The following is a 22,234-nucleotide window of genomic DNA, read 5'->3' as shown; positions in this document are numbered from 1 at the left end:
ATTCTATTTTAAAAGACAAACATTAAAAATTGATGAGAATTGGAGATTTTGGAATAAAAATATAAATTGTAGTACCAAATCCAACTGTGCTATCTATTTCCAATTTTATAGATAGTCGATTTGCTATCTCTTTAGCAATAGATAGTCCCAGACCCGTTCCCCCAGTTTTCCTATTTCTAGCCTCATCCACTCGGTAAAAACGATCAAAAATATAATTAATATCTTTTTTAGGAATTCCATTACCGTAGTCCAGAATCGCAACCACTGTATTTTCCTCATCCTCTGATATTGTTGTTTTTATTTCCTTTTCACTATATTTTCTAGCGTTATCCAGAATAATAAAAAGAAGTTGCGTTAGCTGCTCCATATCTGTGTTTACATAAATTGGTCCCTCACCTTTTAGGATAAAGTTTCGATTATAAGCTGTACGCATAGATTGTAGAGTGCTTTCAACAAGTTCGTATAAATCAATTGTTTCTGTTTTTTGTGTTTGCTGACCATTCCCTTTAGCTAATACAAGCATTTGAGTAATCATCTCTTTCATTCTGGCCGTTTCATTAATAATCGCATTCACTGATTCCTCAGCTATCGCTTTATTCTTAAAGCCATGTCGAGACAATAGCTTCGCATAACTCTCTATGACAGTTAGAGGCGTTTTTAATTCATGAGAGGCATCAGACACAAATTGCTCCTGCTTGTTGTAGTTTTCCTCTAACTGCTCCATCATTTCATTAAAGGCAATGCCCATCTGTGTCATTTCATCTTTACGGTTTTTACTTAACTCTATTTTTTGATATTTTCCAGATAGTCTACTTTGAGACATCGTATTGATCAATTTGTTAATAGGCTTCGTAATGATGTTTCCCAAAGCGACACTTGAAATAGTCATAAGCAGCATCCCTATTAATGTCACACTGATTAAAGTCCATCGTAGAAAGTCCAAGTTTTTATCCACTTCAATAAGCTGTTTCATAGTTTGTACTTCGACTACTTCACCATTCGCCCAAATTACCGGCTTTATAATCGTAAGAACCGGTACACCATGAAAATAACCTGAGGTATATCGTTCTCCCTCTTGTAATTCTGGAAAATATTCATTCATCTCTTCGATAGATTCTACAAATACAATGGGTGTTTTTTCACTATTGAAAACTCTAATACCCCCATTTGGTGGAATAAAAGCTCTCAGAATTGTAGCCGGGTCATCATCTACTCCCATCTTACTGAGAGCAGAGACTAGCTCGTCCACGTCACTATTCAATTGATTGTATTCAGTGTCGAATGCCATTTGTTCATATATAAAATAGATTCCTACATTCATTAAGCCTAAAATAATTAACGTCAAAAAAGTTGAGAATAAATGAATCTTAACTTTAAGCTTCATTTCTCAGCTCCTTTAAAACATATCCAACGCCTCTTACCGTATGAATGTAAGAGAGGCGATCGTTTTCCTCTAATTTTTTTCTCACATATCTTATGTAAACATCCACTATATTCGTATCACCATAATAATCAAATCCCCATACCGCATCCAACAGTTGTTCCCTTGTTAACACTTGGTTAGGATGCTTCATTAGATACAGCAACAAATCATATTCGCGCGGAGTCAGATTTACCTGATCCCCTTCATTAGTAATCTCTCTAGTTTGCTCGTTTAAAACGATAGAATGAAAGACATGAACATTCTCCTGCTTAACCGGTATAGGGAGAGAGGACTTGTTGAAGCGAATGGCAGAGCGCACTCGCGCAAGTAATTCTTCAATTTCAAAAGGTTTCGTCACATAATCATTCGCTCCTAAATCCAAACCCTTTACTTTGTCTTCTAGGCCGCTCTTTGCTGTCAACAAAATAACTGGAGTATTAGCCTCAGTCGCTCTTATGCGTCTTAAAACATCCAGCCCATTTAAGCCAGGTAACATCAAATCTAGCAACACAAGATCCCATGCTTGCTCTCTATATTTTATAAGGCCATCTGTACCTGTATAAGCAATCTCTACAGAATAACCCTCGAATTCCAGCTCCAACTGAAGAACACGCGCAATATTTTCCTCATCTTCTATAATTAATACATTCTCTTTCATACGCACCCCTCCTCTTTATACCTATTTTAACACAATCTACTACAACCTATTTAAGCAACCTAAACCAAACATTACGAGAGTATTACTGGTGCCAGGCACCAGTAATACTCTCGTAATAAAGCTGCTTTATAATATTTTAGGCTATAATTTAGCGACAAAATAGGAATTCAAACGACTTTTTACATCGAAAATCAAATCATTGTGAATATTACATAATTTAAGTCATTGAAGAACTGCGAGCTTTATAGTATGTTAGTTTAAAAGGACAGATGGAGGTAACTGGAATGGGCAGAATGAGGAGGATTTGGCAGCCGGAGCTTTATTATCACGTAACAATGAGAGGGAATAATCGACAGAATATATTCTTAAATGAGGGCGATGTATCTCTCTTTTTTAGAGCTTTACAACGTACATATAAAAAATCAAAATTTACTATTGTTGCTTATTGCATTATGAATAATCATTATCACCTTTTAATACGCTCCCCTGAAACACCACTTTCGGATGTTATGTTATCCATTAACAAGACCTACTCTGAATACTTCAAACGAAAATATAATTATTTTGGACAACTTTACGAAACAAGATTTTTTTCCAGTATGGTTTCTGATCCCATTGGATTATTAAATGTTAGTAGTTATATTCACCAAAATCCACTTACAACTTCTAAAGCTATGGCTAGTAGAATGGAATATTATCCTTATAGCTCCTTTGCCTTTTACTTTTACGATAAAAAAAGTGACTATCCTTTTGTAAACACCGAACTACTCCCCTCTTTGATAGCAAAATATCCAGAAATCAAAGAAGAAAACTATGTAGCTTATTGTGAAAACTTTCGTACTAGACAGGACTTGCACTTTAGTTACGAGATGAATTTTAATTGATATAATTCAAACTTAAGAGAGCCATAAAAAAATCGCTCCTAATTTTAGGAGCGATACTTATTACTGCTTTAGTTCAACGACCCATCCAAATGGATCTTCAATAGTGCCATGTTGTATACCTGTCAAAGTATCATATAGTTTCTTAGATATCTCGCCAGTTTCTCCATTATTCACATAGAATAATTCGCCTTTCCAACGTAACTCACCAATAGGAGAAATAACTGCAGCAGTCCCGGTACCAAATGCCTCATCTAGCTTACCGTCTAAATAAGCTTCGCGTATTTCCTCCATAGACACCTTACGTTCTGTTACTGGCACTCCCCAATATTTTAATAATTCAATAATGGATTTTCTAGTAATACCATCTAAAATAGAACCATTCAATGATGGAGTAACAACCTCTCCGTCTATTTTAAAGAACACATTCATGCTTCCTACTTCTTCAATATATTTACGTTCAATTCCGTCTAACCATAGAACTTGTGAATAGCCTTCTCTGTCAGCCACTTCCTGCGCCTTTAAGCTTGATGCATAGTTTCCAGCTGTTTTAGCCATTCCTGTTCCACCTGCAACAGCACGAACATATTCACTTTCTACTAATATCTTAACAGGATGAATACCTTCTTTATAATAAGAACCAACTGGCGACATAATGATCATAAAGCTGTACGTTTTAGAAGCGGAAACACCCAAATGAGCCTCCGTTGCAATCATGAATGGTCGAATATATAGAGAGGTTCCTGGCTCAGTTGGAATCCACTCCTTATCAATCTCTAGCAATTCTTTTAATGCTTCCAAAGCAAAATCTTCATCTATTTGAGGCATGCTCAATCTGTCACATGAACTATTCATTCGTTTCATATTTTGTTCGGGACGAAACAGTCTGACTACTCCATCCTCCGATAAATATGCCTTCATTCCTTCAAATACAGTTTGCCCATAATGTAATATCGTAGCTGAAGGATCTAACGTAAGCGGTTGATAAGGGACAATACGGTGATCATGCCACCCAATTCTTGCAGTATAGTCCGCAATAAACATATGATCTGTAAATTTCGTACCAAAGGCAAGTTGACTAGCTGGCGTTTTTTCGTTCTTCATTTCATTTTCAGTGATTCTAATTTTTACACTATTCATGACGTATTTCCCCAATCAATTAAATATTTTGTAAATTGCGACTTTTATAGATGTGCAATATATTATATGCAATTATACTCCTTTTATTAAATTTGAAAATACCTTTTTATAAAATTTTCAAAACATTTTGTGGATTTTTTAGAAATTTTTATTTTCCTCCTATGATTAATTAAATTGAAGCTTTGCTGTCTAAATATCCCCTTCTTTAATCCGATAGATAAAGTATATGAAAATACCAAAAGATAGGAGGTAAATATGTGTTTAGAAATACTTTATACATATTAAGCTTATTACTTTTAATAAGCACCATTTTTTCGTCCACTCCTGCTAAAGCATCTTCGATGGTAAGCGGCGTGTTCGTCAAAACAATTTATGAAGAGGTCATACTAGCTGACAAAACAACAGAGAAAAAATTGACTCACATAATTTTGATGAATCAAAACGGGAAAGAAATAACGTTAAGTATAGACAAATATACCCCTCTATACATGGACTCAACCCCTACCTCTATTGGAGCCTTTAAGGAAGGTGTATGGGTCGAAGCAGAGCTTCAGGGAAACAAAATAATAGAACTGAACGGTCTGGTTCAAATTGAGCAAGATTCACCTGACAAGAGTGACCTTGAAGCCATTGGTCAAATCCTTACAGGTACTATAAACGAAATAGACAAAAGCGGAAAATTTATCTCAATAAATTTAAAAGACAAAAAATCAACCAGGTTCTATTTAGATTCTGAAACAGAATTATATAAAGACAATAAAATAGTAGATTTAAGTGTTTTATATGTCGGAGATCGAGTGAAACTCCAAACATCCGAATATGACAATTCTATTTTATCCTCCATTGAAATTACTAAAGATGGTGTCAAGGTAGAAAATATATATAAAGGTGTCATTCAACAAATTGACTCCAAACAAAATAAGCTAGTCATTAAAGAAGAGAAAGCATTTATTAATTGGACTTGGAGCAACACTAACGGCAATACTATAAATTCAAAGAGTTTTACAGATAAGACACCAATCTTTCTCGGTACTAAAAAAATTGATAAAAGCCAACTTCGTAATTATCGAAACAACGAGATTTACTATGTGACAGTGAAGCAATCCGGAAAAGAAGTAATCCAAAAAATGATTATTAAAAAGACAAATGAGCGAACACTTCACGAGAATTTGAATGCAGTAGATACGAAAAACAAGACAATTAAATTATCCGCTTCTGGAAACATTCCATATCATAGTGGAACAATTATTATTAGAAATGGCCGGTTAGTGGATCCTATTGCTCTTCAGCCTAGTGGAAAAGCTTTTGTCATTTCCAATGGAGCTTCTTCTAATCAATATGCTAATGTCATCCATATAACAAACGACGGTTTCCAAAGCGCTAACTTAGCTGATCATCAATTGTATTTTGGACAAATTAGTTATACGAATCAATATCATCTTTCATTAACTAATACTCAAATGCTTTCTAATAATTATTGGTACTCAACAGGGAACGCTAACTTCAGCTTCAGCAATGATACAGTAGTAACGGAGGATTCTAATACCTCTACAAAAGATTTTACTTATAGTACGGGGAAAAACGCTTACTTCTACGTGAAGGATAACCATATTGTTGCGGCTAAAATAGTTGGTTATACTACACCGGAAACATCCGTTTCCATTGGTAGATTAAATAATTTATACAACTTTAATAATTGGGACCACCGGCTTAGTTTAAAAGATGTAAGTGAATGGCTATACGGCGATTGGCTTGCTGCCTCTCAGCGGAACTATATAGATTTCACTAACGCTATGTTCATAAAAGAAGGAAAAGTGATAAAAGCAGAGGATATTAAAAGAAATGATCGACTTTATATGATCCACAGCAGCTATTACCAGGCAAAAATTATTTTAGTAGACTAACAACTTGGAGGGTATGAAGTTTCATACCCTCAATTACATACAGAAAGAGGTAAATGAAATTAAAATGAAAAACAAATTAATGAACAAGACAATTGTTTCCTTGATGGCTATATTCCTTGTACTAAATCTAGGTATAAATGAGGCTAGCGCCAAGGTTCCAGATTTTAATGGTGGCATTTTAGATGAATATTCCTATGAAGAGGTTTTCTTTCTAGATGGTTCTCCGATTACATTCACAGGAAAAGCAACTGTAACTGAAAAAGAAAATAAAAATCAATTAACCTCTACCTACAAATTCAATTTAAGTAATCAGTATGGAGATAAATTAACGAGAAGCGTTGTCTATGTTTCTGATTTAACAATTCATACAAAGAAGAATCAAACGACTGCTAACACTACTATTAAGAGTTATTCCGAAAAAGTGACATTGGCTAATAAAACTACATTTACATTAGATGATTATCAGTTTTCTCAAGGTTCGGTTATTGATAATCGTCCAGCAACTGATTATTATTCTGGGAATATAATCGCACGTAAAATTTACAAACGCACTCAAAAAAATGGAAAAACAACAACGAATGATTTAATAACTGTCTATATGGAAGGAAATAATGTTGGTTACAAAAATTTCTGGGGCTCTACAGACACCCAATTGATTGATTATGAAATAGATTCTCCAGAAGGGACATCATTTGTGACTAGCAAGGTTTCTGACAGTAAATCTAGAGTGTTAGAATATGAAAAACATATTCCCTCTCTTTCTAGCTTTGTTGGAGGACACTCTGTTATAAGCAAGTCTAACATGGTTGCCCAGTATGATTATCAAATACCTTTTAATCTGTATAACCCCACGGGAACTGAGTACTTATACAAAGATAAAACACCTACCGTGGAAAGATTGATCGTCCCTAAATTCCGAGACATCGAAAAACATTGGTCAAAACCAAATATAGAGAAACTTTATTCTTTAGGTATTTTCGATGAATCAAGTAACTTCTTCTCTCCAGACGCAGCAATGAAAAAGGATCTCTTTACTGTGGCGGTAGCAAAGGCAGTAGATTTACGTGTCTTAGAAGAAAAACCAAAGAATAATAAAAATGTAAAAAAAGCTATATTTACAGATTTAGATGTTAAAGATCCCAACTATGTCTATATCGAAAGTGCTTTAAATAAAGAAATTGTGAATCCGGTGAACGCTGACATTTTTGGTGCAAATAAATCCATCACTAGAGCAGAAGCAGTAACTATTATTGTACGCTCGCTTGGTTTGGAAGGACGTGCTCCAACTCCTGGCTATACAACGAAATTTATCGATGATAACAAAATACCGAAAGCTGCAAAAGATAGTATCTATGTAGCAAGTGAATTAGGATTAATCGATCCTGACAAAAAGAATCGTATTAACCCTAACGAAGTTCTTACTCGAGGAAAAGCTTCACAATTGCTCGTTCGTTACATGAATTTCCTTGAATCTGACTTAAAACAAAACTATCGCGACGACATGATGAACTTCAAGTAAATTCTAAAACCCCGTCTAAGCACTGGCAAGCAGTGTCTAAATGGGGTTTTTTACTTTGCAATTTTTTATTTTACAGGGTGTATTATGTTACAGGTGCCAGGCACCTGTAACATACTAGTCAACCTCTTAAACGACTTACACAAATATGAACCAAAGAATTGCTGTGACGATGATAGTGGTAATACCTTGCAGTAGTGTTGCCATTGTTTGCGCCTTGTAAGCATCTGTAACTTTCATACCGCTAAATTGTGTCACTACCCAGAAATAGCTATCATTGACATGGCTGACTGTCATTGCACCTGCTCCTACCGCCATTACGACTAATGCAAGCGGTAATGCTCCCTCTATTCCTAAAGTTGGAAGCATTGGGGCTACTAAAGATGATGTAATAACAAGCGCCGCTGTAGAGGAGCCTTGAGCAGTTTTCAAAGCTGCCGCAATTAGGAATGGTACTAACAGGAATAATGCTCCATTTGCCAGAACTCCTAAATCCATTTCTTGCAGTAATTCTGCTACTCCCGAGTTTTTAATAACAGTACCAAACGCACCACCAGCTCCTGTGATTAATAGAATCGGTGCTGCCTCTTTTAAACTTTCACCGATCCAGCCTGACAACGTTTTTTCACTAATTTCAGGTAACAATAGGAAAGATGCAAACACACCAAACAACAGTGCTACTGTAGGTGAACCTAGGAATCTAAGGAAATTCGTCCATCCTGACTCATCCCCAACTAATGCAGCTACTGACCCGATTCCTATTAATAATATAGGCAAGACGATTGGCAAGAAAGATTTAAATGTAGAAGGCATTTTCCCAAAAGACTTGATAACCTCTTCATAATCTAGCGCCTCTTCATGGTCAGCAGGTACATCAATTTTTGTACCTACCTTAACAGCCCATAAGTACCCAACAATAGTAGCTGGAATTGCAACAAATAAACCAACTAAAATAATTGTACCTAAATAATCTGTTGCCCCAATGTTACCTGCCGCTGCGATAGGACCGGGTGTAGGAGGAACTAATGTATGAGTCGCATAAAGACCTGTAGATAAAGCGACTGCCATTGAAGCTACCTTGACCTTCGCACGTTTTGCTAATGATTTTTTTAAGCTTGATAGAATAATAAAACCAGAATCACAAAATACAGGAATTGAAACAATAAAGCCTATGATTGACATAGCGAGCTGTGGTCGTTTTTCACCTAAAATACGAAGGACAACCTCTGCCATCCGATATGCTGCACCAGACTTTTCTAGGATAACTCCAATAATTGTTCCCGCAACAATTACAATACCAATACTTGTCATCAACCCACCAAAACCACTGTTTACGTTCTCTACCACTGTTAGCAATGGCATACCAGAGGCAATTCCTACAAAGAAAGCACTAATTAATAAAGCTAAAAAAGGGTGGAGCTTAAAAATGGCTGTAGCAACAACAACAAAAATTACCCCTAACAATATAACTAAAAACAACATCTTCCTACACCTCTTTCTTTAGGATAGCTTGCATTATTTCCTTTGTTTTTGCCTTCAAATGATGAATCGGATTTTCCATAGATTCATCTACACTTACGGAATCGTCTACTATACTCACAAGCTTATAAAAGTAGGATGACAATTCACCTTTATCTTCAGCCTCTATGAATCCTGAGACTAATATAACCGGAATACCTCTTTTATTTGCAGCTTTAGCAATACCCATTGGTGCTTTTCCAGATAGAGTTTGTTGATCTGTTTTTCCTTCACCTGTAATAATAAAATCAGCACCCTCTATTTGATTTTCAAAATGAATGGCTTCCATAACCACCTCAATACCAGGCTTCAAATGGACAGGAAAAAATGCAAGAAATGCACCTCCAAGTCCTCCAGCTGCACCGGCACCAGGTGTATGATGCACATGAATACCTGTTACTTCAGCAATTTTGTCTGCTAGAACATGTAAATTCGCATCCAAATGACTGATCATATCAGGGGTCACGCCTTTTTGAGGACCAAAGACAGCAGTTGCTCCATTAGCACCTATCAAAGGATTGTCTACATCACAAGCCAATTTAAACTGGGAACCTTGCAATCTTTCGTCCAATCCACTAATATCAATTTCTTCTATGTCCCCAAGATAGCCCCCTCCATTAGGGATTATCTCTTTTACTTTATTCTTAAATTTCATACCTAATGCACGAAGCATTCCTACCCCGCCATCATTGGTTGCACTTCCACCTATCCCAATGATGAATTTTCTAAATCCCTGATCGAGAGCATGTCGAATAAGCTCTCCAGTTCCATAGGTAGATGTCTCTAGCGGATTTTTTTCCTGTTCAGTTAAAAGAGTAAGACCTGAAGCCCTTGCCATTTCTATGACACAGGTTTCTCCATCTCCTAAAACGCCATACAATGCCTGTATAGGTCTTCCTAACGGGTCACTTACAGTAGCATTCACAAAACGTCCCTTAGTTGCAAAAATAAGAGGCTCTAATGTCCCCTCTCCACCATCTGCTACAGGAAGTAATACAGTTTCAATAGTTGGGTTAATTTGATTAATAGTTTCTACAATGGCTCTTGCAACTTCAGTTGCAGACAATGAACCCTTGTAGGAATCAGGGCTAACAACAATTTTAATAAGATCTCCTCCTTTTAAGTGAAGCGCTTACAAAAATTATAGTGCAAAGGAAAAGTCATTGCATTATACTTAAAGTATAAATTATCTGTATTATAACAGAAGATTTTTTATACATTGAGGTGAATACTTTGATAACCAAACAATTAGCCGAGCAAATTGTCCAACAGACTATGCTTCGTCTTCACCGAAACATTAATATTATGCAAACTAATGGAGTCATTCTTGCCTCGGGAGACAAGATGAGAGTTAACCGAATTCATGAAGGAGCAATTGAAGTAGCCCGAACTAAGTCTCCTCTATGGATTACAAAAGATAATAATCACCTTTTTCCTAGAACAAAACCAGGCATTAATTTGCCTATATTTTTTCAGGAGGATTTAGTTGGAGTCATGGGAGTCACCGGAGAGCCACAAGAGATTGAAGAAATCTCAAAACTCGTTCAACTCACAACAGAAATGATGGTTCATCAAGCCTTAATCGTTTCAGAAAGAGAGTGGAAACGAAAAATTCAAGAGTTGGTATTTGAAGAATTAATGAGTGGACAGCCTATCCAGAAGTATTTACAGGAACGACTAAATAAAATTGGCTTTCAAAATAAAGCTCCATTTTATGCTATGATGCTTGAGGTTGATCCTGAGTCTCCCTCCTATCAAAATATTATAGAGGAGATAGAGTTTTATTTAGAAACTGACTCCATTTTAGTAGGACATTATCAGGCGAGTGAGCATTTTATTTTAATATCTGGGTTAGATCAAGAAACGTTTTCCCGTAAGGTTTCTTTACTCGCTGATAAATTGACAAAATATTATTCTATTTCTTTAGGATTGGGAAGAGAAGTTGCCAACCTAGAACAGGTTCATTATGCATACCAAACTGCTAAGCTTGCCCATCAGTATGGTAATCCTAATAAACCAATCGTTTCCTTTGAGGAAGTAGAAATATATTCACTTTTCAAAAGTAAAGAAGCCTTTGAAATTCAAACGTATACAGAAAGATTACTTCAACACCTTGACTCGAAGTTACAGCTAACTTTACAAAAATATTTTGAAAGCAATCTGCAACTAGGTATTTGCGCGGAAGAACTAGGAATTCATCGCCATACGCTTACCTATCGATTAAACAAAATAGCCCATTTGACAGGCTATAATCCTAATAACTTTCAGGATGCATTAGCACTCCAACTAGCCCTATTATTAAAAGACTAACCTTAGAGTTTATGCACACAAAAAACCGTTTCAGCTTTAGCCGAAACGGTTTTATTTATCTCATTATTTTTTCGCTACTTGTACGTTCGCTACTTTTTTAGCGCCTACGTATTTCTTGCCCCAATAATATGGATCGTTTATTTTATCAACTCTTACTCCTTTTGAAGTAGAAGCATGAATGAATTTTCCGTTGCCGATGAACATTCCAACATGTGAAACACCTTTACCTGATGTATTAAAGAAAACTAGATCACCAACAGCTAAGTTAGCTTTTTTTACTGATGTTCCTTTACTATACATTCCAGCAGCTGTTCTAGGAAGAGAGATTCCGTTGCTTTTGTATACATATCCAATAAATCCTGAGCAATCAAATCCTGCTTTAGTTGTACCACCATATCGATATTTTATTCCTATTAAATTATTCGCACTTGATACTATTTTGTTGGACGCTACAGTGCTAGCAGCTTCTGTATTTCCTGCAAATGTTCCCATGGCTAAAACTAGAGTCAGAGTAAAGATAGTGATGATTTTTTTTAACATAGATTTCAAAGTTGATGTTCCCCCAAAGAAGTATTGAAAAATTTCTCTATTACTTTCTCGTTGAAATTTTATCTATACCCATCCTAACATGGAATAAACACTAGCGCTTTTACATTTGTGTAACAAAAAGATTACAAGCAAAAATTATGCTAATACTCTCTCCCTAATTAAAAATATGTATTTTTAAGTAAATATGCCTAATTATTATGTAAGTATTATAAGTAATATGTACATTTCCTCTATCTTTTATTAGTAAAAACGTGTTATAAATAGAAGGTTAATAAGTTTTCATCAATTAAAAAATAGAATAGGAGATATCTATTGTGAAATGGAAATGGAAGAATACTCTTACAACCCATCTTGGGGCTATTATTGTGGGCGTAATGATTGTCATGCTAACTATCACTTCTATCGCTACCTATAAAACTGCCTATGGGGAACTATATAAAGCAGCTGGTATTGAAGCATATGGGTGCGCTAATATAACTACTGGCCTACTGACGCCAGAGGATGTCCAAAAAATTCTATCCGGAGACTCTGCTGCAGTTAACAGCATAGGTGAAAAGCTAAATTGGACAACTGCACACAAAGATATATTTGAAACGCAATATATACTAGATTTAGATGGAAAGATATTAGCTCTAGACGATAATTTAAAAGAAACCGGCTTTAAAGCAGGAGATCAATTTTACATAGACGAAGAAGCTATAAATATGCTTGTCTCGATGGGTCACTCTACTTATTCAGAAAGCTACGAATATGCTGGGATGAATCGCTTATCAGGATATGCACCTATTTTTGAGGATCACGATCCTACGAAAGAAATAATTGCAATTAGTGTAATAGATTTCAATGCAGACATCGTATCGGAGCGTACTTGGGACGTAGTAAGCAAGGGATTATTAGTAAGTATAATTCCTTTAATCTTAGCTTCTCTTGCGACTTTATTTTTAATAAGAAGAAAGACGAAACCTTTATCGGTTTTGATTGCTCACGCTGGAGAGATTGCAAAAGGAAATCTGTCCGTTAAGGATACGAATTTTACTAGCAAGGATGAGATTGGCGATTTAAGTATAACGCTTAATACAGTAGCTGAAAATTTACGCACTATCATTGGCACTGTCCAAAATACCTCCTCCCAACTTACGAGAAATTCCGAGGAGACTTCCTTCTCTTTAAATGAAATGAAGGAAGCCATTCACCAAATCGCCAATAATATGAGTGAAAACGTTGCATCTATTTCTACTGGAACAGCTTCCGCAGAAAGTTCCTCCGCTATTTTAAACAATCTAGCAGAAGGGTTACAACATTCTAAAGGAACTGCAGACCAATGTGCGACACACTCCATGTCCACAATGCAAACTGCTCAAGAAGGGCTTAAACGTGCTGCAGAAACAAGCAGGGATATGGAGAAAATACACAGCTCCTCCATTGAAACTGGTGCAACAATTGTAAAATTGAATGAAGCAACTAATAAAATTCAGCAAATTACCGGATCCATTGCAGGAATTGCAGCTCAAACAAATCTATTAGCTCTAAATGCATCAATAGAAGCCGCTCGTGCTGGAGAGCACGGAAAAGGCTTTGCAGTAGTAGCAGAGGAAGTTCGTAAGCTTGCAGAACAATCTAATCTAGAAGTCAGTCAGGTTGAAAAAATTGTAAGTGAAATCACTGAGAGCATTGGCCATGTAGTTAATTCCACTAATGAAAGCACAAAGCTAATCGAAAATGGAAATGCTACAGTTCAGCAAACCTCTCAATCGTTACGTGACATCTCTACAGCAGTTTCTAAAACAGTTGAAGAAATTTCTCTTATATCCAAAATGACAACCAAAGAAGCCAACAATTCTAAACAAGTAGTGGCACTTATTGAAAGTCTGACTGAATCTATGCGTGAAATAGAAGAGGTTACTACTAGCATCTCAGCAGTGACAGAAGAAACAACCGCTTCTATCGATGAGATATCCAATCGTTCAGCAGAAACCCATGAGGTTGCACAGGAACTCCAAAACCTCATTAACAAATTCAAACTATAAACAACAAAGCTGCTCATTAAACCTGAGCAGCTTTTTGTATTAATCGATAAATTATATTACAGAATTATTGCAGGTGCCTAGCACCTGCAATAATTCTGTAATTCCTATTCCCACTTTTAAAGGAAAAATGTATACTTACTAAAAAAGATTTGAAGGAAGGAAGTTAATTTTTATGAAGATTAGTACCTCTTTAAATTCATGGATTGTTGAGCAAAGAAGACATTTACATAAAAACCCTGAATTATCTCATTTCGAGACAAAAACGAAAATTTATATTGAAGAGAGACTCAATGAACTTAATATTTACACCTATTCTATTACCGGTAAGGATATAGTTGGAGTTATAGAGGGAGCTCATCCTGGGGAAACTGTCGCTATCCGTTCAGACATGGATGCCCTACCAATATTAGAGGAAACCGGCCTATCATTTTCATCAGACAATAGTGGAGTAATGCACGCTTGTGGCCATGATGGGCATATGGCCATTTTACTTGGAATCGCCAAAGTTTTAGTAGAGAACAAAGATAAAATATATGGAAAAATTCATCTTTTATTTCAGCATGCTGAGGAAGAAGTTCCTGGCGGTGCGGTAGAAATAGTTGAAGCAAATGGACTTCAAGGTATAGATGCTATATTTGGTTATCATTTGTGGGAGCCAATTCCAACAGGAATAATTGGTGTAAGAGAAGGAGCAACAATGGCAGGAGTTGATCGCTTCTCTATTAAAATCCTTGGACGTGGAGGTCATGGCTCTATGCCAGAAACTACTATTGATCCGACACTTGTCATTTCACATATCATTACTCAGCTTCATACTATTGTTAGTCGCAGTATTAAGGCAATAGACCATGCCGTTATCAGTATTGGAGAATTAAGCGCTGGCAGTAATTACAATGTTATTCCTGACACTGCTTTTGCATCTGGAACTGTTCGCTACTTTAACAAAGACATCTCCCTATTAATCCATAAGCGAGTCGAAGAAATTGTAGACGGCGTTTGTAAGTCATTTGGAGCTAAATATGAGTTAGAATACCTTCATGGTGATCCACCGTTAATGAATGACAAAGACCTTACTCTTTCTATAAAACAAACATCAACTCGTTTATTTGGAGCAGAGAGAGTAATCGATATAGATCCAATTCTCGGAGGAGAAGACTTTGCTTATTATTCACATGAAATCCCTGCATCATTTACATTTATCGGCATCGGAAAAGAAAACTCTTTCGGTCATCACCATCCAAAATTCGATATTGACGAAAATATGCTTTCCGTAGGTGTAGAATTATTTACAACCGGCGTTCTTCATTATCTAAAAAACCACATAGAGAAAACAGAAGAAGCCCTTTCGTGATTAAATTGTTACAGGTGCCTGGCACCTGTAACAATTCATTTATTTCCCGGTCAATAAATTTTCAGAATGGCAAATTCTAATCATGAACCAATAAAAAAGGTGTAGAAAAAGTCAAAATGACTTTCCCTACACTTTTAAGAACCAAGCAATATTCTGTATATATCAGTATAAACTTTTGATGAGTGTTTCCAACATTACAGGCATTTCAACAAAAGCACTATCTATATGTAATCTCTCTGTTTTTTGATGAGCATCTTTCCCAAATGGACCAACGTTTAATACCGGTCCTTTTAGTTCTGCCATATCTCCAAATGGAATGCTATACGTATCACCCCATACTGGCGTGTTACTTTCAAATGAGGTCCAGCCATTTCCTTCGTCCTCATAATTTACATAGCTTAAATCACATATTCCATTAAAATAGTGAACTTGCTTTACTGTATTATCAAAGGATTTGGCCGATTTCTTCATTAGCTCAACCGCATTTTTGATGATTGAATCATGAGAAGTATTCACTGCAGGATAATAAGGTGGTGCAAATAGTAGAACCGTCGCTGGCGCCAGCTCCTGACATTGAATCATCAAACTATCGACTATACGAAGAGATTTTTCTCTGTCATCCCATTCCTCATCTAGCAAAGCCTCTTGCTTTAACCTAAGTACTTCTTCTTCTCCAAGCTTTTTATTTGCATAAGCAAGCAGTTCTTCATATTTTAAGACTTTGACCTGTCCTACCCCTTTTACATGTTCACGCTCGCAAATGTTTTTATAAGTTTGATTCAACTCCGTCATTGCCTCATTAGCTACCTGTTCAAACAAATCCATAATTTCTTTAGCTGTTCTTTTAAATAAAAATACATTATATAGAGCAACTGCTCGGTAAGGAGTCTGTGTAGAATAAGACATTTTCAAGTCCTTTTGCTGCAAAGATACAGGTAGAGGCGTACTTTCACCAAGATCCTTTTCTGTAAACAAAGGGTTAAATTCCATACGTTGCGTTAAGAAAGAAGCAATATAGTTTGCCGTCATCCCCTTCATTGGCTCTCCTACATGTGTTTCTTTACCATAGAACAATGCGGCAGGCATTATTTTACCGATAGTTCCTGAATATATATATTCGTCTATGTCAGTAGGATTTTGAGAAAAGGAAGGCTCACTGTTTAAAAACAGTTTATAGTTAAGTCCAAATTCTTCTCGCAGCCTTACTAGCTGAGTTACTGCGGCTCGCATCCCTGCAGAGTTTACCTCTTCGTCTGGGACACTTGTAAGAATTAAATTAATTGGCCACTCTTCAAAAGTTGCTTTTTCTATTAATTGCAGATGTAAGGCTAAACCCATCTTCATATCCATAGTCCCACGGCCAAATAAATATTTACCTGTTTCTAAATCAGCGCGTGCTCCCTCAGGCAGTTCACTTGGATTCTCCATTAGCACTTTCGTCAGTTCCTCTGGGAAATATGCCAGTGGCTCCAATGTTCCATACTCTTCCGTTTGAACTGTATCAAAATGACTGATAAGCACTACTGTCTCAGTCGCTTCTGGATGCTTATATAAAGCTGTAACCGCTTGTCTCCCCAAACCAGCATCATGCATTTGCAGTTGACTTGGATGATTTTTAAAATATTCTATTTCTCTAATTTTTTCTAATAATTTTGGTGCAAATTCTCTTTCTCCGTCAGTTAAGGTGATACTATTCCAGCTCACTAGCTCGCATAATAATTCGCGAAGCTTTTGGGGAGTATTCCATAATAGTTGTGTCACTGTATTCCCTCCATTTCAATAAATATAATTAAATCCAAGCACCCATTTACCTCAAAGGATAGGAGCTGGGCTAGAATAAAAATTAAAACTTTTCCTAAAATAATATTATACTCTATCTTTAAAGTTAATTTTATATAAATATTTAAAAAATTCAAAGAACTATAAAGTTAATCAAGTTTTTGTACAAATAAAATCTCTCAAGCTATTTATATAAAGCCAGAAATCATGTATTTTATAATAAAAAAAGGCCAATCATCTAGCTCGATTGACCTTGTTCTAAAAGGTTACTTTAAATTTTTCCACTCTTCTTCTAACCAGTCTAAGCCCTTTTCACCCTCATATGCATCATAAACATCGATTCTCATTCTTTTTAGCTTAGTTAAATACTCATCAAAAGTATGATCTTTTGGTAAGCTTTTTTTCACTCGAACGAACACCTTGTTCGCTCCTTTAACTAGTTCAAACTTTTTACGCTTAGGTAATTCTACATTTTCTCCTAATTCTAGCAATGCGCGGAAAGCCTCTTCTTGAATTTGGAATACAGGATCATGGGTTAATCTAACTTTTAAGATATCTATTACTTGGCTTGTATTATAATTTCCTAATTCTTCAACGGCACTAAGACGAGTTCTCCAGCTTCCAGTACGATTGGCTGCTTTCTTTAGCTCTTCATAGTTTTCAGGCAACTCATTTTTTATAGACTTTTTACTCAATCAATTCAAACTCCTTTTAGCTTCTATTAAAACAATTATGTTTGTCCACTTATTATATACCAAGAAAGGGCTTATACCTATTTATATTTACTTAGCAAATACAATGAGTAAATTTTCACACTTTATTACCAATTATATTGAAATTAATTTATTCAAATGATACTATCGATTAAAAGGGGGTGAAAAATTGGAGAACGTCGATGAAATAAAAAAATATAAATTTTTATTATCTTTTCACGATGGCCATCAACTATTATTTGAAACAAACACGGATATTAGAACAGCAGAGCGCGAATACATAAATGGTGGAATGTTCGTGGTGACAGATAACCAATACACCATTAATCTAAACCAAGTTGCACGAATTCAAGTTAAGAAACAGCGATAACCACGTTGGAGCTAGAAGTTAACATTAAAGAGTTATTCTTATACCAAATAAAACGAAACGCATCCTTCTTAAAAGGATGCGTTTTCAAAATGTCTATACTCTTATGAATTATGACCAATATATTACAAGTGCCTGGCACCTGTAATAAATAATAAGCAAGCCCATACCATCACGGGTACAGGCTTTAATAAGGGCTCTTGAATTTTCATCTTCAAAATGCTACAAACCGGGCACTTATTAACCTTAAAATACGCCTAAGCTCATTTCCACGTATGTAGAATTAGTTGTATGCATTTTTTTCATTTGAATGAAAAGTGGGGTCTTCTGAACATATTTTTTTTGCTCCATATAGCTAAATAACTCCCAGTATTTTTCTTGAGATTTTAAAACGAAATCATCTTTTACTCTAGTCATCAGTAAATTGTCTACGCAAAAATAGCTAGTAAATTTAACAGCTTCCTCACTAGGAATAACTAAGCTATCTTCATTTATTGTCAAAAATATCTCTGCGGTTGGTTCACTAAGAATAGTATAAAATACTACACCTGCTGGTGAATAATTATGCTTCGATAATAGCTGTACGAAGTCTTGAAAGGCTAATTCAATCTCTTCTGGAACAAAATTATATTTTTTTGATACTACGTTACGATAAGCAATTTGATGGTCCTCTACTATCATTATTCATCACCCTGGCTTTTTAATGGTACATATAAATCTACTATGTATTCCCCATAAACATTTAGAAGGATACAATAATAATAATCCTCAATTTCTATATTATTTAAATTGGAATAGGATTTTATTTCATCGAACGCAGTGTTTATATTAAGTTTTTCATCCGCCTGGCGTAATAATAATGCTCTATCCACTTTAAAGTGTTTTTGAAAAGAAAAGTTCGCATCTTCTGCAACTTCCACTTGACTATTTATCGGAAGATAATAAGTAAATTTTCCAAAAGACTCGTTATCTTTCACACTTTTAAACGAGAAAAACAAAGGTCCATTTCTATATACATCCTTGGTTAATGCAATATCCTCTAAATGATAAATACCTTCCTGCCAATCTTCCTTATTCCCCTCGGCATTAAAGACTAGCAAATTTTCAAACATTAGTGCACATAATTCAATCCCCATCAAGTTCACCCTCTCAGATCAGTTTCCAAACCATTTAAATAACCACGTTCATTATAATTAAAGCTTTTAAAACGCATTTTACAATATAGAATAATAAGCTGCTCCGGAAGAATAAAAAGCATAACATAAAAAAGAGTTATACCAATTAGGACTACACCGTACATATTGAAATCATTGATAGCAGATTTCCTAATGATAAATTGGAGAACCAATACTAAACCAATTCCCACAAATATAGCAGTAGATAACAAGGACTTCTTCTCAAATTTTGTTCGAAGTTGCTCTTTACGAGAACCCTTTCTATACTGCCCTTTTCTTAATAAAATATAAAATCTTATAAATGTTACAACAAAAACCAGTAAACCAATAAATAATAAAACATATGTAAAGTTTAGAAGAGATTCAGGCGTAGCCTTCATCCCTTCTCCGTCTCTCCCGATGAAAAATAAAGCACAAATAAATAAGGGAAATGTAAAAAGATTTTGAGAAACTAGTATGCTTAATAAATATTGGAATTTTTGGCTTCTACGATAAATGAATGGAATAGCATAAACAATTGACAAAGCGGCTAAAATAATTGTAAACCAAAAGTGCACATTCAGAATTTCCTGTTTATAAGGAAAAATACTATCGTATGATGCCACATAGTATTCTAAAGCATATATCAGTGGCATAAAAATTGCCCCTAAAATTAATGCTACTGCCAATTGAGCTGGCCCTTGTCTCCCGGACTCTAAAGGAATCCTTAATACCTCAAAATCCTCTTCCTTTAACCTACTTGCCAAATTTCTCTCCTCTTTCTTAATGGAACCACCCCTTCAGTGTATCCAAAGCGGATTTACCATCTTTCCCTTTAGCGTTTAGTAACATATTGACCCCAACTCCTGCTATTGCTCCAACAAATGTTCCTAATCCTGGTATTGGTATAAATGCAGTACCAGCTGCAGTCAGGCCTACTTGAATGGCACTCCCAATCGCGACATCAGCAGCGGTATCTGCTGTAGCTCTTGCTACGGCTTCTCCTCCACTCAATCCATCATCCTTAGCGGTATTATAATTATCATTAAAACTCAACGCAGCAGTAAGAGGGGCAACTCCTTTAGTAGCTCCTTTTAGTAATCCTTTTGCCACACCATTTTGTGTAACTCCTTTAAAGTCTACTAAATCAGTAAAACCAGTTCCAGCTCCTTTAAACGTTGCAGAACCAACGGTCTTTACCTTCTCACCAAAAGTGGCACTATCTCCCCAATACCGAAGATGGGGATGTTTTTCTAAAACCATTTCTCCTTTTGCTGACCAGCCTGACTGTCCAGGTTTCTTTCCAGCATATTTAAGCATTCCTCCAGATTCATTAGGAAAACCTAATTTCCCCATAGCTGTAGCACTAGCATTAATTCGGTAGGAAGTTTTACCATATTCAGGAACAAAATGCCTAGAAGTAGATAGTTGCCCGTTTTTAGTAGCATTATACATGTGAATACCCGATTTAGTGTCAGTTATGATAGTGCTAGCATTACCATAATGACCTACATACTCACTAAAATTACCATCTTTTGAAACATCCCCAGTACTTTCAGAAGCATCTTTTTCCGCTACAGAACCTGGATCGTTTACACTGCTCGATAGATTACTCAAAATTGGGGTATAAGCCGTATATTGAGCCCAAGCTTCCGCAGGAAAATGAATGTCGGAGAGCCCTGAGCTCATCATTCCTTCCATTTCCTGTAACCATGTATCCATTGTTTTTATATTCGATTCGACTGATAGCATAGAGGATACTTGAGTTGAGTCAAACTCATTCAAGTCAGTTATTGTGTCATCTTTCTTTTTTCTAGAATCGATGACCCCTTGCTGAACGTCACTATCATCTAAATGAGGAAGTGCCACAATATCGGACACCTGGTCCATTATGGCATTGGACTCATCTGTTAAATTACCAGTAATTCTAGATATTTCAGCTAATCCTTCTTCTACCTCATTTAAAAGGAAACTTTCCTGAATATACCCCTCTGTGTCTGGCTCCAATGAATCTAAAGCAGATTTTAGCTGGTCAAGCTTTGTTTTAAAATTTTGTTTAAATTGTAAAAAGAATTTCAGAAAAGGAAGATGGCAATCATTGTAATAGGAGCGAATAGCTTCTCCACCCTGCCCTTTTAGACTACTATCCATTCCCACTAAGCCTGTTATAGTCTTCTCTATTTCTTTTATTTCTTCTTCCAAACGAGTCAACATATCCAAATTGCTCTTTATACCAGTTTGAAGTAAATCTACATCTAGTACCTTCATTGCGCCAACATCCTATATCCTCCAGAGCCTTTGATACCCGTGGATAATGTTTCATCCGTTTCCTTCATAAATTCAACAGAACTAGTAGTAGTAAGGATATTTTCATTCAATAAATTCTGGTATTTAGTCAATAAGGTTTCTAGATTTGTAGAAAGTTCATTTAGTTTATCAACGACATCTAATACATTTCCTTCAATGGGCGACTCTTTTGTAGGATTTAGTCCCTCATTTGCAGCCGTCATTTCCTTTAATTGATTTTCTACATCAGCGTAGACAATTTTTACCTCAGTCATAAAAAGACCTCCTTTGTTATACTCCTGTATATCTTCCCGGATTAGCAGCTTCCTCCGCCGCTATTCTTGCGATTGTTGCCCTTAGAGCGGCAATTTCTGCTTGAATTTCTGCTATTTTAGCTGAAATTGCGCTAAACACCGCGCTAAATTGCGTCCCAATAATTTCTTGGTAAGGAGCCTTTATTCCTGACTCACGTATTTCATCAAAAGCAGTGGCTAACGTCCCGTACCAGGTTGTAGTAGTTAACTCCGGTTCCATACATTTCGGTTCATTCGATGTAAACTCAGATTGTTTTCCAGTTAAAGAGGATTGACACTCGTTCAATCTTCTTATTTCCTCTTCTTTTTTTGCTATCATGGCATAATAATGTGCGATCAATTCT

General features: G+C 35.9%; 21 protein-coding genes. 7 read left to right on the top strand and 14 right to left on the bottom strand.

Annotated features, from left to right (window positions below):
* Window positions 1–22: 22 nt before the first annotated feature.
* Window positions 23–1,384 (bottom strand): sensor histidine kinase, encoded by a 1,362-nt coding sequence (locus tag MHB55_RS05000; protein WP_151110998.1) that lies wholly within the window; start codon window positions 1,382–1,384, stop codon window positions 23–25.
* Entirely contained in the window at window positions 1,374–2,081 is a 708-nt protein-coding gene (locus MHB55_RS04995) for a response regulator transcription factor (protein ID WP_151111000.1), read from the bottom strand. Before MHB55_RS04995 ends, MHB55_RS05000 begins: the two co-directional genes overlap by 11 nt.
* A 284-nt stretch (window positions 2,082–2,365) precedes the next feature.
* Between MHB55_RS04995 and MHB55_RS04990 the strand changes: the two genes are divergently transcribed.
* Window positions 2,366–2,965 carry a transposase gene (locus tag MHB55_RS04990; RefSeq protein ID WP_186318107.1) on the top strand — a complete coding sequence of 200 codons (600 nt, stop codon included), beginning with the start codon at window positions 2,366–2,368 and terminating at the stop codon, window positions 2,963–2,965.
* Window positions 2,966–3,025: 60 nt separating this feature from the next.
* Here the strand turns inward: MHB55_RS04990 and MHB55_RS04985 are convergent, their stop codons facing one another.
* Window positions 3,026–4,102 (bottom strand): branched-chain amino acid aminotransferase, encoded by a 1,077-nt coding sequence (locus tag MHB55_RS04985; RefSeq protein ID WP_340862740.1) that lies wholly within the window; start codon window positions 4,100–4,102, stop codon window positions 3,026–3,028.
* Between the two features lie 257 nt (window positions 4,103–4,359).
* Here MHB55_RS04985 and MHB55_RS04980 point away from each other — a divergent pair, with 257 nt between their 5' ends.
* A complete protein-coding gene (locus MHB55_RS04980; protein ID WP_340862739.1) occupies window positions 4,360–6,006 on the top strand; it encodes a hypothetical protein in 1,647 nt (548 codons plus the stop codon).
* A 64-nt stretch (window positions 6,007–6,070) separates the two neighbouring features.
* Complete coding sequence (locus MHB55_RS04975) at window positions 6,071–7,525, top strand: S-layer homology domain-containing protein (RefSeq protein WP_186318106.1); 1,455 nt, start codon at window positions 6,071–6,073, stop codon at window positions 7,523–7,525.
* Between the two features lie 135 nt (window positions 7,526–7,660).
* Here the strand turns inward: MHB55_RS04975 and MHB55_RS04970 are convergent, their stop codons facing one another.
* Window positions 7,661–9,004, bottom strand: a complete 1,344-nt coding sequence (locus MHB55_RS04970) for a GntP family permease (RefSeq protein ID WP_144537441.1) — start codon at window positions 9,002–9,004, stop codon at window positions 7,661–7,663.
* A gap of 4 nt (window positions 9,005–9,008) precedes the next feature.
* Window positions 9,009–10,145 (bottom strand): glycerate kinase, encoded by a 1,137-nt coding sequence (locus MHB55_RS04965; RefSeq protein ID WP_427658915.1) that lies wholly within the window; start codon window positions 10,143–10,145, stop codon window positions 9,009–9,011.
* 128 nt (window positions 10,146–10,273) lie between these two features.
* On the opposite strand from MHB55_RS04965, the gene MHB55_RS04960 reads away from it, so the two are divergent.
* Window positions 10,274–11,350 (top strand): CdaR family transcriptional regulator, encoded by a 1,077-nt coding sequence (locus MHB55_RS04960; RefSeq protein WP_340862738.1) that lies wholly within the window; start codon window positions 10,274–10,276, stop codon window positions 11,348–11,350.
* 63 nt (window positions 11,351–11,413) lie between these two features.
* On the opposite strand, the gene MHB55_RS04955 is transcribed toward MHB55_RS04960, so the two are convergent.
* Window positions 11,414–11,890 carry a C40 family peptidase gene (locus tag MHB55_RS04955; RefSeq protein WP_144538232.1) on the bottom strand — a complete coding sequence of 159 codons (477 nt, stop codon included), beginning with the start codon at window positions 11,888–11,890 and terminating at the stop codon, window positions 11,414–11,416.
* Window positions 11,891–12,213: 323 nt separating this feature from the next.
* Between MHB55_RS04955 and MHB55_RS04950 the strand changes: the two genes are divergently transcribed.
* Both MHB55_RS04950 and MHB55_RS04945 read left to right on the top strand, forming a co-directional pair.
* Complete coding sequence (locus MHB55_RS04950; protein ID WP_229653931.1) at window positions 12,214–13,926, top strand: methyl-accepting chemotaxis protein; 1,713 nt, start codon at window positions 12,214–12,216, stop codon at window positions 13,924–13,926.
* Between the two features lie 172 nt (window positions 13,927–14,098).
* Window positions 14,099–15,277, top strand: coding sequence for a M20 metallopeptidase family protein (locus tag MHB55_RS04945; RefSeq protein WP_340862737.1), 1,179 nt, complete (start codon window positions 14,099–14,101; stop codon window positions 15,275–15,277).
* A gap of 162 nt (window positions 15,278–15,439) precedes the next feature.
* Here MHB55_RS04945 and MHB55_RS04940 read toward each other — a convergent pair whose 3' ends face one another.
* Window positions 15,440–17,038: a M20/M25/M40 family metallo-hydrolase gene (locus tag MHB55_RS04940; RefSeq protein WP_340862736.1), complete on the bottom strand. Its 1,599-nt coding sequence runs from the start codon at window positions 17,036–17,038 to the stop codon at window positions 15,440–15,442.
* A 284-nt stretch (window positions 17,039–17,322) separates the two neighbouring features.
* The gene (locus tag MHB55_RS04935; RefSeq protein WP_144537431.1) at window positions 17,323–17,751 is read right to left on the bottom strand and encodes a HEAT repeat domain-containing protein; all 429 of its coding nucleotides are present in this window, start codon (window positions 17,749–17,751) and stop codon (window positions 17,323–17,325) included.
* A gap of 187 nt (window positions 17,752–17,938) precedes the next feature.
* Between MHB55_RS04935 and MHB55_RS04930 the strand changes: the two genes are divergently transcribed.
* The gene (locus tag MHB55_RS04930; RefSeq protein ID WP_144537429.1) at window positions 17,939–18,139 is read left to right on the top strand and encodes a hypothetical protein; all 201 of its coding nucleotides are present in this window, start codon (window positions 17,939–17,941) and stop codon (window positions 18,137–18,139) included.
* Window positions 18,140–18,382: 243 nt separating this feature from the next.
* Here the strand turns inward: MHB55_RS04930 and MHB55_RS04925 are convergent, their stop codons facing one another.
* The 6 genes from MHB55_RS04925 to MHB55_RS04900 are packed head-to-tail and all read right to left on the bottom strand — an operon-like array spanning window position 18,383 to window position 22,230.
* Window positions 18,383–18,817: a DUF5085 family protein gene (locus MHB55_RS04925; RefSeq protein ID WP_340862735.1), complete on the bottom strand. Its 435-nt coding sequence runs from the start codon at window positions 18,815–18,817 to the stop codon at window positions 18,383–18,385.
* Window positions 18,817–19,272 (bottom strand): DUF5085 family protein, encoded by a 456-nt coding sequence (locus MHB55_RS04920; RefSeq protein WP_144537425.1) that lies wholly within the window; start codon window positions 19,270–19,272, stop codon window positions 18,817–18,819. Before MHB55_RS04920 ends, MHB55_RS04925 begins: the two co-directional genes overlap by 1 nt.
* A 5-nt stretch (window positions 19,273–19,277) precedes the next feature.
* A complete protein-coding gene (locus MHB55_RS04915; RefSeq protein ID WP_144537423.1) occupies window positions 19,278–20,057 on the bottom strand; it encodes a hypothetical protein in 780 nt (259 codons plus the stop codon).
* 16 nt (window positions 20,058–20,073) lie between these two features.
* Window positions 20,074–21,558: a T7SS effector LXG polymorphic toxin gene (locus tag MHB55_RS04910; RefSeq protein ID WP_144537421.1), complete on the bottom strand. Its 1,485-nt coding sequence runs from the start codon at window positions 21,556–21,558 to the stop codon at window positions 20,074–20,076.
* Window positions 21,555–21,851: a YwqI/YxiC family protein gene (locus MHB55_RS04905; protein ID WP_144537419.1), complete on the bottom strand. Its 297-nt coding sequence runs from the start codon at window positions 21,849–21,851 to the stop codon at window positions 21,555–21,557. The genes MHB55_RS04910 and MHB55_RS04905 overlap by 4 nt, the downstream gene beginning before the upstream one ends.
* A gap of 16 nt (window positions 21,852–21,867) precedes the next feature.
* Window positions 21,868–22,230: a YwqH-like family protein gene (locus tag MHB55_RS04900; RefSeq protein WP_225215872.1), complete on the bottom strand. Its 363-nt coding sequence runs from the start codon at window positions 22,228–22,230 to the stop codon at window positions 21,868–21,870.
* Window positions 22,231–22,234: the final 4 nt, after the last annotated feature.

The organism is Psychrobacillus sp. FSL K6-1267, assembly GCF_038003265.1.
GTDB classification, from domain to species: domain Bacteria; phylum Bacillota; class Bacilli; order Bacillales_A; family Planococcaceae; genus Psychrobacillus; species Psychrobacillus faecigallinarum.
Note: the sequence above shows the minus strand (reverse complement) of the source record. Positions and strands in the feature narration are given on the sequence as shown.